General features: G+C 37.7%; 16 protein-coding genes. 5 read left to right on the top strand and 11 right to left on the bottom strand.

Annotation, left to right across the window (positions count from 1 at the left end; all coding sequences use genetic code 11):
* Window positions 1-10 precede the first annotated feature (10 nt).
* From NZD88_RS17615 to NZD88_RS17605, 3 genes are all read right to left on the bottom strand, one after another.
* Window positions 11-523 (bottom strand): FKBP-type peptidyl-prolyl cis-trans isomerase, encoded by a 513-nt coding sequence (locus NZD88_RS17615; protein WP_169236219.1) that lies wholly within the window; start codon window positions 521-523, stop codon window positions 11-13.
* A gap of 408 nt (window positions 524-931) precedes the next feature.
* Window positions 932-2,203 carry a spondin domain-containing protein gene (locus NZD88_RS17610; RefSeq protein WP_259830887.1) on the bottom strand — a complete coding sequence of 424 codons (1,272 nt, stop codon included), beginning with the start codon at window positions 2,201-2,203 and terminating at the stop codon, window positions 932-934.
* Between the two features lie 113 nt (window positions 2,204-2,316).
* Window positions 2,317-3,390, bottom strand: coding sequence for a branched-chain amino acid aminotransferase (locus tag NZD88_RS17605; protein ID WP_259830885.1), 1,074 nt, complete (start codon window positions 3,388-3,390; stop codon window positions 2,317-2,319).
* Window positions 3,391-3,475: 85 nt separating this feature from the next.
* On the opposite strand from NZD88_RS17605, the gene mnmC2 reads away from it, so the two are divergent.
* Window positions 3,476-4,183: a tRNA (5-methylaminomethyl-2-thiouridine)(34)-methyltransferase MnmC2 gene (mnmC2, locus tag NZD88_RS17600; protein WP_259830883.1), complete on the top strand. Its 708-nt coding sequence runs from the start codon at window positions 3,476-3,478 to the stop codon at window positions 4,181-4,183.
* Window positions 4,184-4,293: 110 nt separating this feature from the next.
* Window positions 4,294-4,710 (top strand): NUDIX domain-containing protein, encoded by a 417-nt coding sequence (locus NZD88_RS17595; protein WP_169236215.1) that lies wholly within the window; start codon window positions 4,294-4,296, stop codon window positions 4,708-4,710.
* Between the two features lie 22 nt (window positions 4,711-4,732).
* On the opposite strand, the gene NZD88_RS17590 is transcribed toward NZD88_RS17595, so the two are convergent.
* Window positions 4,733-5,437: a DUF4294 domain-containing protein gene (locus NZD88_RS17590; protein ID WP_169236214.1), complete on the bottom strand. Its 705-nt coding sequence runs from the start codon at window positions 5,435-5,437 to the stop codon at window positions 4,733-4,735.
* Window positions 5,438-5,488: 51 nt separating this feature from the next.
* Here NZD88_RS17590 and chrP point away from each other — a divergent pair, with 51 nt between their 5' ends.
* Window positions 5,489-6,562, top strand: a complete 1,074-nt coding sequence (chrP, locus tag NZD88_RS17585; RefSeq protein ID WP_169236213.1) for a chryseobasin maturation metalloprotease ChrP — start codon at window positions 5,489-5,491, stop codon at window positions 6,560-6,562.
* A 131-nt stretch (window positions 6,563-6,693) separates the two neighbouring features.
* Window positions 6,694-7,344 (top strand): ribulose-phosphate 3-epimerase, encoded by a 651-nt coding sequence (gene rpe / locus NZD88_RS17580; RefSeq protein ID WP_169236212.1) that lies wholly within the window; start codon window positions 6,694-6,696, stop codon window positions 7,342-7,344.
* Between the two features lie 217 nt (window positions 7,345-7,561).
* Here rpe and chrI read toward each other — a convergent pair whose 3' ends face one another.
* Genes chrI through chrA form a run of 3 tightly spaced genes read right to left on the bottom strand, consistent with a single transcriptional unit; the run spans window position 7,562 to window position 9,401 of the window.
* A complete protein-coding gene (chrI, locus tag NZD88_RS17575) occupies window positions 7,562-8,050 on the bottom strand; it encodes a chryseobasin maturation helper ChrI (RefSeq protein WP_259830880.1) in 489 nt (162 codons plus the stop codon).
* Between the two features lie 40 nt (window positions 8,051-8,090).
* The gene (chrH, locus tag NZD88_RS17570) at window positions 8,091-9,185 is read right to left on the bottom strand and encodes an MNIO family chryseobactin maturase (protein ID WP_259830879.1); all 1,095 of its coding nucleotides are present in this window, start codon (window positions 9,183-9,185) and stop codon (window positions 8,091-8,093) included.
* A 3-nt stretch (window positions 9,186-9,188) separates the two neighbouring features.
* Entirely contained in the window at window positions 9,189-9,401 is a 213-nt protein-coding gene (gene chrA, locus NZD88_RS17565; RefSeq protein WP_259830877.1) for an MNIO class RiPP chryseobasin precursor ChrA, read from the bottom strand.
* Between the two features lie 190 nt (window positions 9,402-9,591).
* Between chrA and NZD88_RS17560 the strand changes: the two genes are divergently transcribed.
* Window positions 9,592-11,436: an alpha-L-fucosidase gene (locus NZD88_RS17560; RefSeq protein ID WP_259830875.1), complete on the top strand. Its 1,845-nt coding sequence runs from the start codon at window positions 9,592-9,594 to the stop codon at window positions 11,434-11,436.
* A gap of 79 nt (window positions 11,437-11,515) precedes the next feature.
* Here the strand turns inward: NZD88_RS17560 and NZD88_RS17555 are convergent, their stop codons facing one another.
* From NZD88_RS17555 to NZD88_RS17540, 4 genes are all read right to left on the bottom strand, one after another.
* A complete protein-coding gene (locus NZD88_RS17555) occupies window positions 11,516-11,932 on the bottom strand; it encodes a nucleoside-diphosphate kinase (protein ID WP_034707297.1) in 417 nt (138 codons plus the stop codon).
* A 738-nt stretch (window positions 11,933-12,670) separates the two neighbouring features.
* Window positions 12,671-13,597, bottom strand: a complete 927-nt coding sequence (gene rsgA, locus NZD88_RS17550; protein WP_259830873.1) for a ribosome small subunit-dependent GTPase A — start codon at window positions 13,595-13,597, stop codon at window positions 12,671-12,673.
* Window positions 13,598-13,697: 100 nt separating this feature from the next.
* Window positions 13,698-14,780: a chorismate mutase gene (locus NZD88_RS17545; RefSeq protein ID WP_169236206.1), complete on the bottom strand. Its 1,083-nt coding sequence runs from the start codon at window positions 14,778-14,780 to the stop codon at window positions 13,698-13,700.
* 435 nt (window positions 14,781-15,215) lie between these two features.
* Window positions 15,216-15,794: a hypothetical protein gene (locus NZD88_RS17540; RefSeq protein WP_259830870.1), complete on the bottom strand. Its 579-nt coding sequence runs from the start codon at window positions 15,792-15,794 to the stop codon at window positions 15,216-15,218.
* Window positions 15,795-15,801 lie beyond the last annotated feature (7 nt).

Here is a 15,801-nt window from a genome sequence, read left to right as displayed (position 1 = left end):
AATTTCATTATTATAGAGCTTTTAATTTTATGATTAATGGTATATCGTTGTCTATATTCTTTTCATCTCCAAAGGTTCCGTAGGCCAGTGAAGAAGGGACCAAAAGCGTTACTTCCTCTCCATCATGCATAAAACGCAAAGCATTCTCTACCGCTTTCAGTTCATCAAAATGCCCGAATCTGGCATCTCTTCTTTCAAAAGGTTTATCGTAGATCTTGGTTTCATCAAAATCATACAGATCATAAGAATAGGAAATTGGTGTATCATCCGCTCTTCTTGTTCTCTGATCAAAACCTTCAACAGTTACCCAGTAATTAAGCTGTGTAGGATAATACTTCACAGACTGCCCGGTGATCCAGTCCTGGATCTGCCCTCTTTCTATGGTATTCAGATTCCTCATCCTTTCCTTCGAAACATCCAGGTCTTTCTGGCTCAACACTCCACCTACAGGAGGATGTGCCGTGGGGGCATTCCGGTTACAGCTTAACAGACTTATTGCTGATATGAAGAGTAATTTTTTCATAAACTTTTGCGAAAATACGCATTTCGGGGAAATATTGTTCAATAGGTTTTAAAAAATTTTGGAGAAAATGGTGAAGTATTTCCGGGGGATGGATTTACAGGAGATTTAAAGATTAAAAAAATTCAAATATTTAAAAAATTCAACCACAAAAGGACAAAAGTTTTGAAACATTTAAGTGTATTTAAAGTTTAAAATTCAGCTGCAAAAAAAATACACTTAAGTTCTTATGAAAATCTTTGATTTTCTGCTTATGTGATCTTATTGTTTTCAAGATGATAAAACTTTTAAAATTACAGTGCTTAACATTAAAAACTTTTGTGCCTTTTGTGGTTAAATAAATGGGTTATTTGAAACAAAAAATCACCCCATGAAGAGATGATTATATGTTTTGATTTTGATATTAAAATATTATTGAATAGTCACTTTGATCATCTGTGGCAATGAAGGAAGTCTATTAAACTGATTGGGGTTGGCTAGTTGCTGTACCGGCTGGCTTTCAGCCTGCGCCGGCTGAGATCCGATATGCGCTCCGGGATAAGAACTCTGTAGCGTTCCACTATCAAAAAGCCCCATGATCGAAGAGATATCTCCTCTCGTTGAGCCATCTACTCCATTATTAACAGCAGCAATAAACCAGTCATTAGACTGTCCGTACATCGTTGCCAGTGCAATACGGTCTCCTTTGCGCGCTGATATGGTTTGTGAAGCTTTACCGCCATTGTTCCCGTTTATTCTGGGCTGCAAAATAGTTGTTGTTGGATCTTTAAGCACATATACTTCTTTTACCCCTGACTTCGTCTTTAGAAAAGCGGCTAAAATATCAGCATTCCCCTGTTGAGACAGTTCCTTAAGGCCCTGTCCGCGGTCATTCTCCCCTGTCTTAAATATAGGACTATCATTACCGCTGTAGACTACGACCAATACCGGTGAAAAAGGAGAGTTGGGACCGGTGATGCCCGTAAGATACTGTTCGAGAGGCGTCGTTTTTCCCAATTCAGCAAGATCTGTTAATCCGTTGGCTGATAATTTACCCGGTGAAAAAATAGGATCTTCTTTCAAAAGAGTTGATCCTGAAATATGGGAAACAGCCCATACTCCTGCACTTATAGGAGTTTCATTGGCTGTGCCGCCTGAGGTATTGGTTAATTTCAAAGTAAATTTTGTTCCTCCTTCATAGGTAAGCTCAGCTTTCAGCAATTGTGAAGCAGGTACGGCTAATGTAATTTCAGCCACATTCAATTGAGGAGATTCCGCTGTCCCCGGATGATTAACTGAGGGGCCTGTAGGTTCATTTTTACGTGTCCCGTTATCCCAAAGTCTGATCTGTGAAGAAACATTCCCGGTTACCGGATTCCCATTATCCTGATACAGTTTGAGTCCAGGATTAGCTGGCCCAAAAAATAAATCATTACTATTTCCGTACATCGCTGCAAAGCTTATCGTCTGGCCTTTTCCTGCATAAAAACTAAAGGAAGTAGATTCTCCGGGATTAAGAAGAGGTGATGAACCCGCATTCTGGAAAGTTCCGAATTGGGTCAGTGCTTTACTATCAATTATATTTTCTACGGTTATTACAGCTGAATCATTTACCGACTGCTCTGTATCATCATCATTGCTGCATGAGGAAAAAGCTAAAACGCTGATGACCGAAAGCAGACCAAGAGGTAATTTGAATTTCATGAATGGCATAGTATTGTAAATTTCTGAAAAATTACCAATATTTCGCGAGAAAATAAAAAAACCGGCAGAATAAATTTCCGCCGGTCGTATTATTGAATCAAATAATGTTAAAATTAAACAGTTTCCAGAACGTCTTTTTCAACGACTACTCTCCATCCGAAAGCATCTTCGCTAAGGTTGTTCTGAAGATCTGTAAGATCTTTTTTAAGGATTGCTGCATAGCTTTCCTCATCTGACAATCTTGGAAGCTCAAGTTTTACGCCTTCATATCCTAAAGCCTGGAATACGGTAGTTACCACTGCAGTTCCTACTCCCCAAACTTCTTTTAATGTTCCGTTCTTCTGAGCTTCTACCACAGTTTTCACTGCTACAGGCTCTATTTTCACTTCAATTCCTCTTTTCTTGGCCAGTTGGATGAAGCTGTCTCTTGTTACTCCGTCAAGGATTTTTTCAGAGGTAGGCGGCGTATAGATCGTATCGTTAATTCTTACGAATACGTTCATTGTTCCACTCTCTTCAAAATATTCGTGAGTTGCATCATCTGTCCAGATAATCTGCTCATATCCTTCTTCGATAGCCAACTGTGTAGGATAGAAAGAAGCGGCATAGTTACCTGCTGCTTTAGCTGAACCTACTCCTCCGTTGGCAGCTCTTGAATAATGATCTGAAATCTTTACAGAAACAGGTTCTGAATAGTAACTTTTCGCTGGTGTTGCAACGATGGCAAACATATATTTATTGGCAACTCTTGCTTTCAGAGCTTCCTCCGTAGCAAAAATCAATGGTCTTATATATAATGACATTCCTTCTCCTTGTGGAATCCAATTTCTGTCGATATCCACTAATGCTTTTAATCCGTCTAAAAACATTTCCTCAGTTACTTCCGGCATTGCCAGACGAGTTGCTGATTTGTTGATACGCTCAAAATTCTTTTCTGGCCTGAAAAGGAAAACCTGCCCGTCTTTGTCTTTATAAGCTTTCATACCTTCAAAACAAGCTTGTCCGTAGTTTACACCCATCATGGCCGGTGTAAATGGTATAGGACCGTAAGGAACCAATTTTACATCACCCCATTTTCCATTTTCATACTCACATATCACCATATGGTCAATAAAAGTACTTCCAAATGAAAAATTGTTCGGATCGAATTCCGAAAGTCTGGAGTTTTCAGTTTTTTGAATTATCATTTTTAAAAATTTTTACGATGTTCTACAAATTTAACATAATTTTCTAAATATAAAAATTTTGGAGTAAATTTGACAAAAAAATAGCTTGAAAAGAGAGATTAAGACCACAAACGACGGTAGTAAAACATTGTTTATCAATGATTTAAATGAAAACTATCATTCTCATCATGGAGCGCTCCAGGAAGCAGAACATGTGTTTATCAAAAATGGGCTAAATCAGTTAAATGATTATGAAATTAATATTTTAGAACTCGGTTTTGGAACAGGTTTGAATGTTTTGGTGACAATTAATGAATATTTAAAAACTGACAAAAATCATGTCATCAACTATTTTTCCCTGGAAAAATACCCCATAAATGAATCCGAAATTAATGATCTTGCCTACTTTGAGCATTTTGATAACCCGGAATTCAAAAATATTTATCAAAAAATTCATCAGGCAGACTGGGGAAAATCCGTTGAAATCATTACTGGTTTTAATCTGAAAAAGATAGAATGCGACTTCTTCTCTCTGAAAGACATAGACTTACCAAAAATCAACCTGGTTTATTACGATTGCTTTGGCGCAAGAGTACAGCCTGACTTATGGGAAAAACCACTATTTGAAATGGTTTCCGACAAAATGTCCGTTAACGGTTTATTAACAACCTACTCTTCAAAAGGAAGTGTAAGGAGAATTCTTCAGGAGCTCCATTTTAAAGTAGAGAAAAAACAGGGACCTCCGGGAAAAAGAGAGATGATGAATGCCGTGAAAATGAAAAACAATGAGAACGAAGTAAACGAGGAAAGCTAAGAACTGGCAAAAATTAATCCTAAAAGAGCCAAGCAGAGAATGGCAAATTTGTCTTTTTGGTTTCGCCTTTTCCACTTATTTCCTTATTTTAGCTATACAAAATATTATATATGATTGATAAGGTCAACATTAGAGTATATGCGTGCGCAGTAAAAGATAAAAAAGTACTGACCCTTTTTGAAGAATATGCAGGTGAGCCGTTAATGAAGTTTCCGGGAGGTGGTCTGGAATTTGGTGAAGGACTTCTGGAGTGTCTCCACCGGGAATTTGATGAAGAACTTAATGTAAAGATAGAAGTGGTGGAACATTTGTATACACAGGAAGACTTCCTGGTTTCCCGTTTCAGAGAAAACGAACAGCTGCTTACCATATATTATATAGTAAACATTACTACCGAAGAAGATTTCCTTATTCTGGATCCATGTATTGAGAAAACAGAATGGCTGGACATCGACAGACCGGATAATCCCTTTCCGCTTCCTGTAGATAAAATTGTCTTCGATAAATTAAAAGAAAAATTCCTGTAAATGATTTACAGGAATTTTATATTTATTTTCTGACTTTGAAATCTCCGGCTCCAGGATAAGGTTGAAGATACCCGGAATTCCAGTTGGACTGAAGCAGGGATTCTATAAACTCATCCGTTCTGTTCTTATGTGGGTTGTATTGATCTTTCAGGTCGATATCCGCCATTTTACCTTTTACATTCCACCAAAAAGCGCTCCATCCGCCTCTAAGTTCTTTAATGATCTCATATACATTCTTACCGGTAGCCCTGTTCATCAGCTTGGCAAAAACCTGACCTTCCGTAGTGGTAAGATCCCTTAGTTGCTTTTCATACTGATCAGCAAGCATATTCTGTCTTTCTTTTACAAATTTCCTTTTTGCTTTACTGTCCATGTCGTTCATGTCGGCCTGCATGTCTCTGTACTGCTGAAGAGCAGTAACAAACAGTGGATAGACTCTGTTCAGCTTTTTATTAAGGAAATAATAGTAATTTTTATCCAGTTGGTTATTAAACCTCGGTTTATTCACCAAAACAAGCTCATCCAGCACCACCACCGGCTCGCCGTTAATTTCATAAACCTTCATCTTCTGACGTTCGTCATAATAATATTTATTACCGAACTCATCTACTTTCAATGATTCCGCAGGATATTGATTGAGAGGTTTTGCAACGATAGAATCCTTCTGACCAAAAACACTGACTCCAAAAAAGAAGATAAAAAGACAGACAATCTTACTAAAATTCATTATTTTTACACTTATAATAACAAAAATTAAACGCAAAAATCATTCCTTTTTATGAAATTTGAAAAGAAATCTTTAAAATTTTTAGAAAAATATTTAAACACCTCTTCTCCAACAGGTTACGAACACAAAGGCCAGGAAATCTGGATGGACTACATCAGACCGTATGTAGATACAATAGAAGTGGATCATTATGGAACATGCTATGGGATAATCAATCCCGAGGCCGAATTTAAAGTAGTAATTGAAGCACACGCTGATGAAATCTCGTGGTACGTGAATTACATTACAGATGACGGATTGATCTATGTAATCAGAAACGGAGGCTCGGATCAGACCATTGCTCCATCCAAAGTTGTTCACATCCATGGTGAAAACGGAATTGTAAAAGGGGTATTCGGATGGCCCGCCATTCATACCAGAACCAATCAAAATGAACCTGTCCCTAAAATTGAAAACATCTTTATCGACTGTGGAGCTATTTCTAAAAAAGAAGTAGAAGAAATGGGAATTTATGTAGGATGCATGATCACCTACCCTGACGAATTCTTTGAAATGAACGACCGGTATTTTGTCTGCAGAGCATTGGATAACAGAATCGGAGGGTTTATGATCGCAGAAGTGGCAAGACTTTTAAAGGAGAACAAAAAATCGATCCCTTTTGGGCTGTACATCACAAATTCAGTACAGGAAGAAGTTGGATTATATGGTGCCGATATGATTGCTGATACTATTCAACCTAATATCGCTATCGTAACAGACGTTACCCACGACACCACCACCCCAATGATCGAGAAGAAAAAAGAAGGCGACCAGAAGTGCGGTGACGGGCCTGTGGTTTTCTTTGCTCCAAGCATCCATCATACCATCAGGGAACTTATCATTGATACAGCAAAAACTAAGAAAATCCCTTTCCAGAGAGCTGCCGCAAGCAGAGCTACAGGAACAGATACTGATGCTTTTGCCCATTCCAACGGCGGAGTACCAAGTGCACTAATTTCCCTACCTTTGCGCTACATGCATACAACGGTAGAAATGGTATCTAAAGAAGACGTAGGCAACGTGATCAAGCTGATTTACGAAACGCTTCTGAAGATTAAACCGGAAATGAAGCTGAAATATCATTAATTGAAATACCAGATTTCAGACATCAGATAACAGACTTAAATGATTGCGCGTATTTGCCTTCTTTAAAAGTCTGACCTCTGATATCTTGCATCTGATGTCTTACCATCTAAGTAAAAGTATAAAAAGTAAAAATGAAAACGAAGCTTATTGCTCCTTCCCTTTTATCCGCAGACTTCGGGAATCTGCAAAGAGACATTGAAATGCTGAACAACTCCCAGGCAGACTGGTTCCACATCGACGTGATGGACGGAAGATTTGTTCCCAACATTTCATTTGGTTTTCCTGTGATGAAGACCGTTCAGCAGCATGCTAAAAAGTTTGTAGACGTTCATTTGATGATCGTGGAACCGGATAAGTATGTGGATGAGTTCATCAATCACGGTGCAGATCTGATCTCTATACATTACGAAGCATGTACCCATCTCCACAGAACGATTCACCATATTCAGAGCAGAGGTGTAAAAGCAGGCGTTGTTCTGAATCCTTCTACTCCGGTACTCATGCTGGAAGACATCATTGCTGATGTAGATCTTGTTCTTTTAATGAGTGTTAATCCAGGATTTGGAGGACAGAAGTTCATTGAGAACACCTACAAAAAGATTGCGGAGACCAAGGATCTTATTTTGAGCAATAATTCAACTGCACTGATCGAAATTGACGGTGGGGTAAATCTTGAAAATGCGTCCAAACTTTTTGAAGCAGGAGCAGACGTTCTAGTCGCAGGAAATGCAGTATTCTCTGCAGAAAGCCCGGAAAGAACGATAGAGCTTTTAAAGATCTAAAAAATTCAACTTTAAAATACGAAAAAGGCAGCTCTTGAGGGCTGCCTTTCTTCTTGCGGAATTTGAGCTTATGTGGTTATTAGTTTTTTGTTGTAAGACTTAATGCTTAAGATTCCTTGGGTTATTGCTGACGTAAAATTGCAAATAAAAACACATACCGCGCATCCGTAGAAACACTGAATCTCCATTAAGTATTTCTACTTAATCACGGACATCATTAGGGCAGCTCTTTGCGCCAAATACAGGCACAAACCACCAAAATAATACTTATGACTGAAAATACCGTCCTGATCGTATTTAAAAGATTCCACCGGTTTTCAAAGCTTTCGCGCATCTGATTAACCGCCTCTGCTGTCGAGCTGCTGATATCAAACTTGTCAAGCATATCATTCAAAGGGACATTTCCTGCAACCGTCACCCCAAATACACCGATCAAATAAGCAGCAGAAGCCAGCAGAAGAAAGATAAAAACGGGTTGTTCACCGCGAAACAGAAAGGTTGTCACGGGAAGCAACACAGCAGTTCCCATAAAACTCATAAAAAATACCGGATTAAGAATTTCGCGGTTAATGCTCTGCATAGATTTCAGATATTCTGTGTCAGAAAGTTTTCCCAATCCGAGCACTACAGAACATGAGTAGGCATAGAAAAGCCCAGCAATCAAAGCCGTAAGAACGGCAGTAATTAGTAAAAATACCGTTGTCATTTTCATATATTTTGATTTGTGATATAAAGCAAAAAAAATCCTAGTAAGGATTCCATTTTTTGATGATTTGCTGTGCGGTCATGATCATTTCTTCATCCCAACTTTCCGGTTTAAAATAATGAAATTTCTGATTTTTAACAGATCCTGTACTTTCTTCATCAAACAGAAGCTTCGTCAGCTTTGTCTGTTCATCATAGAGCAACAGATCTTCAACAGGCTTTGAGTACTCCCCTTTCTTTTTGTTCCAAACTTGCCTATTTCCGGGAAGATCATCTGACATTTCAATCATTTCTTTAACCCGATTAAAATCAGCAAAAAAAGTCTGCTTTTCAGACTCCACATTTAATGTATGCCCAAGCCTTTCGATAATGACATACTCCAGGTTGGGGCATTGAGAAAAAACTTCAGGCAATATCTCTACTATTTTACCCGGAATACGGTCATCATGGGTATCTCTTCTGACGGGCTTCTTTCCGTAAGCACTTTCCTGCCAGCTCCCTCCGGAGAGATGTATTTCTTTTACTTTTTCCAGTGGATAAAGCTTTATAATCTCCTGCATGTCTACTTCAAAATTACAGGATTGACAATAAATATTATGGAGATCCAGGATAAGAAAACCGTCAATATCCTCAACAAGTTTATCTAGAAACTCCCCCTGCTCTTTCACATCATCGATAGAAAACGAAAAGGCAAGATTCTCTACACCAATAGGAATATCTACAACATCCTGAAGCCTTCTGAGTCTATCTTTCCCAATCTGAAGAATCCTGGAATGCATGGGAACCGGCAAAGGAACACCCTGGTGGAAATTTTCGGTATTCATAAATCCGAAGTGCTCAGTGATATGATTGTATTTTCTGTGTCGCAGTTCTTCTTTTAATTTCTTAAGCCAGACTTCCTGCCTGTCGGTCCATCTGGCATCAAAGAGTGAGTAGTAAACTCCGTGACCGAGGAGTCTGTTATTTTCTGCATAAAAATCTAGAAGGCCCGAAAGCCAATCCGGTTCGTCTGCATCATAAAATGTGTCAAAGGACCATTCCAATACATCCACAGAATTATTCTGTAGGATAGGGAGTATCGCGGAAACAAAATCTGCTTCCGGCATCATTGACAATCCTAACAGCGGTCTGCTCATAGGTTATCCCATTCCACAAGCCGGACAGTTGCCACCACTTCTTAGAATGGTATCTCTCTTTGGGACAAATTTTGTCTCTGCTGTTTTTACAGACTTGGGAGAATCGGCTTTTTTGACTTTAGTTACTGGCTTTTTTGCCTTTTTTACAGGTTTTGAAGTCTGCCCTGATACGCTTACAGCCATTAAACTGGCCATTACTAATGCTGGAATTTTCATATTCTTTTTTTAATGAAACTTACAATAAGTATTCCATTCATGATTTTGTTAAAAATACAACAAATTATCATAGAACATTTCAAAATTTAAAGTTCGGCTTTCGTATTTTATTATTGAAGCAGAGATTCATTGTTATTATCCGGAAATTTGATCTTCTTTATTTATATTTAACGTTAAATTATAAAGGAACATGAAAAACAGGTTGATCAAAGCCGTTTTCTTAGGATTAATAGCAACATCACATGGTATTAACGCTCAGACCACTTCATCAAATACTCAAAAAATGGAATGGTTTAAAAACGCCAAACTTGGTATTTTTATCCATTGGGGAATCTACTCTGTAGACGGAATCTCCGAATCATGGTCGTTCTTCAATAATTACATCAACCACGAAAATTATATGAAACAGCTGAATGGTTTTTCAGCTTCACAATACCGACCGGACGAATGGACCGATTTGATCAAAAAATCCGGTGCTCAATATGCGGTCATTACCACCAAACATCATGATGGTGTCGCGCTCTGGAACTCAAAAGCTGAAAAAGCAGTGACCATACCGACTCATTCTTTAGCTAAAAAAGACGTTTTAACGCCTTTTGTGATGAGCCTTAAAAAGTCAGGGCTCAAAACAGGCCTTTATTTTTCTCTTCCTGACTGGAGCCACCCCTATTATGATATCAATACACGAACAAAAAAGCGATACGAAATCAAAAATGATCCGAAACGCTGGGAGCAGTTTACCGATTATTACCAGACACAATTAAAGGAACTCTCCTTACAATACCATCCTGATCTTCTATGGTTTGACGGTGACTGGGAACATTCTTCCGGGGAATGGAAAGCTCCGCAGACCTTGGAGATTTTAAAGAAATACAATACTGACATTATTATCAATTCCAGGCTTACCAACCACGGAGACTATGATACTCCGGAACAGGGAATTCCTGTCGTAAGCCCGCAAAGCCAATATTGGGAACTCTGCTATACGATGAATGATTCGTGGGGATATCAGCCCAACGATCATCATTATAAAACTCCGAATATGATTGTCAGAACTTTAGCAGATGTGATCAGCATGGGAGGAAATTTACTTCTTGACATCGGACCAAAACCGGATGGCACTATCCCTGAAAAACAGGTTGAAATTTTAAAAAACCTGGGAAGATGGACCTCAAAAAATAAAGAAGCCATCTATGGAACCACACGTGGACTTTCGTTTGAAAACTTTAAAGGAAAATCTTCTGTTTCCGGTACCCAAAAATCCATATTCCTTTATCTTGAAGAAGCGAAAGATTTTGTGAAAGTGTATGGTTTGGCCACTCAACCAGATTCTGTGAAAATTGTTGGCAACGGTCATGATAAAGTCAATTTCAGCTTCACAAATGAAGGTACCCTAACGATTGATCTGTCTAAGGTAGCATTTGATCAGGATGTTACAACAGTAGAGCTTACCTTTAAGAATTCTCCTGTTCTCCTGAAAAATTTCAAAAAAGACACCCATACTCTCACTGAGATACTGGAAAACAAAAGCACAAAGATGGCAGCTTATGATATGGCAGATCTGCTGCATAGCGGAAATAACCTACTGAATGGGTCAGGGCTCACCAGTGACGGACAGGAAATGAAAATTCCCAAGACTGCTAAAACGAATCCAGAAACTTTGCAATGGATCAGTAAGCATGCGGAAGCTTTATACGAAACAGGAAAAGGACTTCCGGAAGGGCATTATCCCGGAATGAGTGCACTGTCAAAAGACAGACAGACCATCTACCTGTTCGTTGAAGGAACTCCTACAGGCCCCATTGCTCTGAAAGGAATAAAAAATGGAATTGCAAGAGTCAGAATTGTGGGTGAAGGATCTATTATCAGTCATGAAATTTACAATAAACTGTATTGGAGTGACACCCCGGGAATTATCTATATCGACATCCCTAAGGAAAGGCTTGACAAACATATGACAGTCATTGCCGTATTGCTGGACAAGCCTGTAGAACTACACAGGGAAAAGGTTGGAGCTATAGAAAATAATTTATAAGCTCCTATTTCAAGACATTTTGGCACAAAAAAAATCCAGAGAAAGATTCTCTGGATTTATATTTTTTAAGAGTATTTTCTTAGAAAATCTCTCTTCCTGAAAAATGGAATTGAGCTTCGATAAGAGCGTTCTCGTCAGAATCTGAACCATGAACTGCATTTTCTCCGATGCTTCTGGCAAACATTTTTCTGATGGTACCCTCTGCTGCATCTGCAGGGTTTGTAGAACCGATCAATGTTCTGAAGTCTTCAACTGCATTGTCTTTTTCTAAAACAGCAGCTACGATAGGACCTGAACTCATGAATTCTACCAATTCCCCATAAAATGGTCTTTCAGCGTGTACTTCATAGAATTTTTTAGCATCAGCAACTGTAAGCTGAGTTAATTTTAAAGCTTTGATCTTAAAACCTCCTTCTGCGATCTTACCTAATATAGCACCGATATGTCCGTCTGCTACTGCATCAGGCTTAATCATAGTGAATGTAATGTTAGACATAAATGTATATTTTTTTAATGCCGCAAAATTACAAAAAATATCTTTGATTTTTATTTTAATTTTTTTTAACATAAAAATAACTTTTATTAAGAAACTCAAAAAAAACTTTGGCACAAAAGTTGTTAATTCTATTACGATTCTCATGTTTAATTTGAGTTTTCATGGTTATTAGTTTTTACCCAGCTTCGGCTGGGTTTTTTATTTGTAAAAATTCAACCATTTTATTGAAGATTCAATAATTTTTAAAACCCATTAAAATCATATTAATACATTATTGCTTCTATTTCAATCAATGAGGTAAAATTAATTTTTTGATATTTTTTCTATATTTGTTTTTGAACAAAATTTAAACTGCCAAAAATTGTCATTTCTGTCGAAATAATAGATTCAAAAAGTGGAGTTATTGTAAAAATGGAAATGTTTTTAGCCTGGAGAAACTGTCGTTTTAATTTTTTTTCTGGAATAATTGCGAATGTTGGAGTCTGTAGATGCATAGAAATAGCAGGATTTCTATTTTAGATTTATGCAAAGCATTAATTTTAGCACTACCCAGACATTATGGGTGCAAACGGTATTTGACTGATTTGAACCAGTGAATTTCTTATTCTTCTACTCTATGGATATAAGCGGGAATAAAGAATCTATTCTTTCCTGTTCTTTAACAGTCATGGAAATGCTTCCAATTGAATATATAATCCAAGGGAAATGCAGAAATCTGATTGAAAGTGGGAAATATTCTTATGGTTTGGAAGCTTCTTCAGCCTCTTCCATCAATTTTGTATAGTTCGCATAGCGTGAATACTGGATCTCTCCGGTTTCAAGGGCATCAAGAACGGCACATTTTGGTTCGTTAATATGAAGGCAGTTGTGAAATTTACACTCCTTCCTTTTTCTGAAGATTTCAGGGAAATAATGTTGTACTTCCTCTTTTTCAATGTCGATCATGGCGAATTCACGTACACCAGGGGTATCAATAACATTTCCGCCAAAATCCCAGAAGTGCATCTGAGCAAATGTGGTGGTATGTTTTCCTTTCAGGTGGGAATCTGAAATTTCAGAAGTTTTTAAATTTAACCCAGGCTGCAATGCATTCACCAATGTAGATTTTCCACATCCTGAATGTCCGAAAAATACAGAGGTTTTATCTTTGAGAAGTTCCTGAAGCTGATCGAAATTCAATTTGGAATAGGATGAAATTTCCAAACTGTCATAGCCTATTTCCTGATAAAGAAATTCTATATCCTTCACCAGCTCTATTTCTTCTTCGTTCAGAACATCAATTTTATTGAATAAAATCAAAGGTGTAATATTATATGCTTCGCAGCAGGCCAGAAATCTGTCCAGAAATCCAAGTGAAGTTTCCGGATGCTTCAGGGTAAAGATAAAGCAGGCCAGATTTATATTGGAAGCAATAATATGGGCTTCTTTTGAAAGGTTTACGGATTTTCTGATCAGGTAATTCGTACGTGTTTCAATTTTGGTGATCCACGCCACGTCATCCTGTTCTAACTGAAATTCCACAAAATCTCCTACAGCAAGCGGATTAGTAAGTCTTGTTTTGATAAGTTTGAATTTGCCACGGATTCTGGCTTCGAAAACTTTATCTGTTCCGAATTCCATGACCTGATACCAGCTGCCTGTAGATTTAATGATTTTTCCTTTCATATGATAATTGGCTACAAAGATAAGCAATTAGGGCTTAGGATTTCGGTATCTGAGTAAACTCTTCCCTATTTCCCAAGCCCTGTTACTTATTATTGATCACTTATTGTCTATCGATCATAATACTGTTCTGTACTTCAATAGATTCTTCGTGAATCGCTTTGAATACTTTCTCAATAAATTCATGAGACATTCCTGTTTCCTTTGCTTTCTGATTTGCGTATTCGGTGATTACTTTCCATCTTTCAGGCTGGAAGATCGCAATGTCATTCTCTTTTTTAAGCTTACCGATCTTTTCAGAAATCTTCATTCTTTGGGAAAGAAGTTCAATCAACTGGAAGTCAAGATCAGAGATCAGAGTTCTGTGTCTTCCCATTTCATTATCAAAACCTGCCAGACCTGAATTTCTTACTTTTAAGTTTCCGATCAGTTCTGCCAATACTTCAGGGGTGATCTGCTGTGAGGCATCGCTCCACGCTTCATCAGGGTTACAGTGCGTTTCAATGATAGCTCCCTGGTATCCTACGTTAAGGGCTTCCTGTGTAATGTCTGCAAGACCTGTTCTGTTTCCACAGATGTGGGAAGGGTCGATCAGCATTGGAATATTGGGAAACTGGCTTTTGAAATCAAGGGCAATCTGCCAGTTCGGGTTGTTTCTGTATTTTGTTTTCTGGTAGGTTGAAAATCCTCTGTGAATTACTCCCAGGTTTTTAATATCCTGTCCTAAAAGCCTTTCCAAAGCACCAATCCATAAAGCAAGATCCGGGTTTACAGGATTTTTCACGAATACCGGCTTATCAGTTCCTCTTAAAGCCATAGCAATTTCCTGAACGGTAAATGGGTTTACTGTAGAACGTGCTCCGATCCAAAGAACATCTACGTCTGCTTCCAGAGCAGCGAATACATGGTGAGCGTTGGCTACTTCCGTAGCGGTCTTGAATCCGTATTCTTCTTTTACTTTTTTCAGCCAGTTCAGACCTATTACCCCTACTCCTTCAAAACCGTTTGGTTTTGTACGAGGCTTCCAGATTCCTGCACGGAAAATAGAGACGTTAGCATTGGTTTCTCTTATTCTTTTAGCGGTTTCAAGCATCTGAGCTTCACTTTCCGCACTGCATGGTCCCGCGATCATTAATGGCTGCGAAAGCTCATTGATCCACTCGTTCTTTACATCGATTAAATTCATACTTTTAAAATTTATTGTTTTTTTATTTTTCAAATTAACAGCAATAGTCCTTTCATTATAAAATTTACTTTATAATTCTTTTCAAAAAATGCCGTTCAAAAATGGTTTAAAGGAATCAGGAAAATAAAAGGACTTTAATTCTCCTGTATTTTTTGGAAAGAAATTCAGTTAGCAGTACCAATAAAATCGATAATACGTTCTGAAATTTCTATAATAGAAAGCAGAAAAACTAAAATAACCGCTAAAATAATTAGCGGGTGCAAAATGAGACAGATATGGGAGTACTAATTTTTCCACTTGAGTTCTGAAACTTCTGTTTATTTAGCTTTTTAAATCTAATTTGTTTTTGTCAAAAAGTTATTTTTCACAAAATTATTTGACAAAGATATAAAAAAACTCATTCTGACAAAAAAAAATTGCCATAAATACAAAAACTTATGTCAAATCAAACTTCATCAGATCGTCAAGGTCTTTTAAAATTGGATTTTTTTCAATGAATTTTTCAAATATTTTTCTTTTGGTCACGACCTCTATCTTGAGACTATCGAAGTCCCTCTGGTAGTCTACTTCAATGGCATGGTTATGAACCTTTGTTTTAAAATGATTAAAGAATTCTCCGGCTATTTTATCAAATTCCACTTTGGCAGAATCTGAAGGATATAAAACTTTAATGGTATTTTCCCCGGACTTTATCAGTTTAAATGCTTTTACGGCATTAAAGATAAAACTGCTTCTGGTCTGAAGCTGCTTCAACATAAGGTTCCATTCCATCTGCAGATCTGTTTCTGTAAAATGGTTTTTAGGAAGGCTTTCTGTTCTTACAGCCACGGTTTCTTCTTTGATCTCTTTCTCTTCTTTATTCAGGAAAGAATTGATGCTAAAACCTGAAGAAATCCCCTGTCTTGACAATGGTTTCGTAGTTTTTACAGCAGTTTCCTGCACAACCTCAGGCTGGACAGGTTTTTCTACCTTTACTTCTTTTTTCTCGGGAGCTTTTTCGGGAATAATCCTCACTTCCTGT

Origin of the sequence: Chryseobacterium pyrolae, from assembly GCF_025153485.1 — a bacterium.
Lineage (GTDB): Bacteria > Bacteroidota > Bacteroidia > Flavobacteriales > Weeksellaceae > Chryseobacterium > Chryseobacterium antibioticum.
The sequence above is the reverse complement of the archived record's forward strand: the minus strand, read 5'-3'. Positions and strand labels throughout refer to the sequence as shown.

Excerpts from the sequence above, each read along its gene's own strand:
- NZD88_RS17615 (WP_169236219.1), bottom strand. The coding sequence starts at position 523 with ATGAAAAAATTACTCTTCATATCAGCAATAAGTCTGTTAAGCTGTAAC.
- NZD88_RS17610 (WP_259830887.1), bottom strand. The coding sequence starts at position 2,203 with ATGAAATTCAAATTACCTCTTGGTCTGCTTTCGGTCATCAGCGTTTTA.
- NZD88_RS17605 (WP_259830885.1), bottom strand. The coding sequence starts at position 3,390 with ATGATAATTCAAAAAACTGAAAACTCCAGACTTTCGGAATTCGATCCG.
- NZD88_RS17595 (WP_169236215.1), top strand. The coding sequence starts at position 4,294 with ATGATTGATAAGGTCAACATTAGAGTATATGCGTGCGCAGTAAAAGAT.
- NZD88_RS17590 (WP_169236214.1), bottom strand. The coding sequence starts at position 5,437 with ATGAATTTTAGTAAGATTGTCTGTCTTTTTATCTTCTTTTTTGGAGTC.
- chrP (WP_169236213.1), top strand. The coding sequence starts at position 5,489 with ATGAAATTTGAAAAGAAATCTTTAAAATTTTTAGAAAAATATTTAAAC.
- rpe (WP_169236212.1), top strand. The coding sequence starts at position 6,694 with ATGAAAACGAAGCTTATTGCTCCTTCCCTTTTATCCGCAGACTTCGGG.
- chrI (WP_259830880.1), bottom strand. The coding sequence starts at position 8,050 with ATGACAACGGTATTTTTACTAATTACTGCCGTTCTTACGGCTTTGATT.
- chrH (WP_259830879.1), bottom strand. The coding sequence starts at position 9,185 with ATGAGCAGACCGCTGTTAGGATTGTCAATGATGCCGGAAGCAGATTTT.
- chrA (WP_259830877.1), bottom strand. The coding sequence starts at position 9,401 with ATGAAAATTCCAGCATTAGTAATGGCCAGTTTAATGGCTGTAAGCGTA.
- NZD88_RS17560 (WP_259830875.1), top strand. The coding sequence starts at position 9,592 with ATGAAAAACAGGTTGATCAAAGCCGTTTTCTTAGGATTAATAGCAACA.
- NZD88_RS17555 (WP_034707297.1), bottom strand. The coding sequence starts at position 11,932 with ATGTCTAACATTACATTCACTATGATTAAGCCTGATGCAGTAGCAGAC.
- rsgA (WP_259830873.1), bottom strand. The coding sequence starts at position 13,597 with ATGAAAGGAAAAATCATTAAATCTACAGGCAGCTGGTATCAGGTCATG.
- NZD88_RS17545 (WP_169236206.1), bottom strand. The coding sequence starts at position 14,780 with ATGAATTTAATCGATGTAAAGAACGAGTGGATCAATGAGCTTTCGCAG.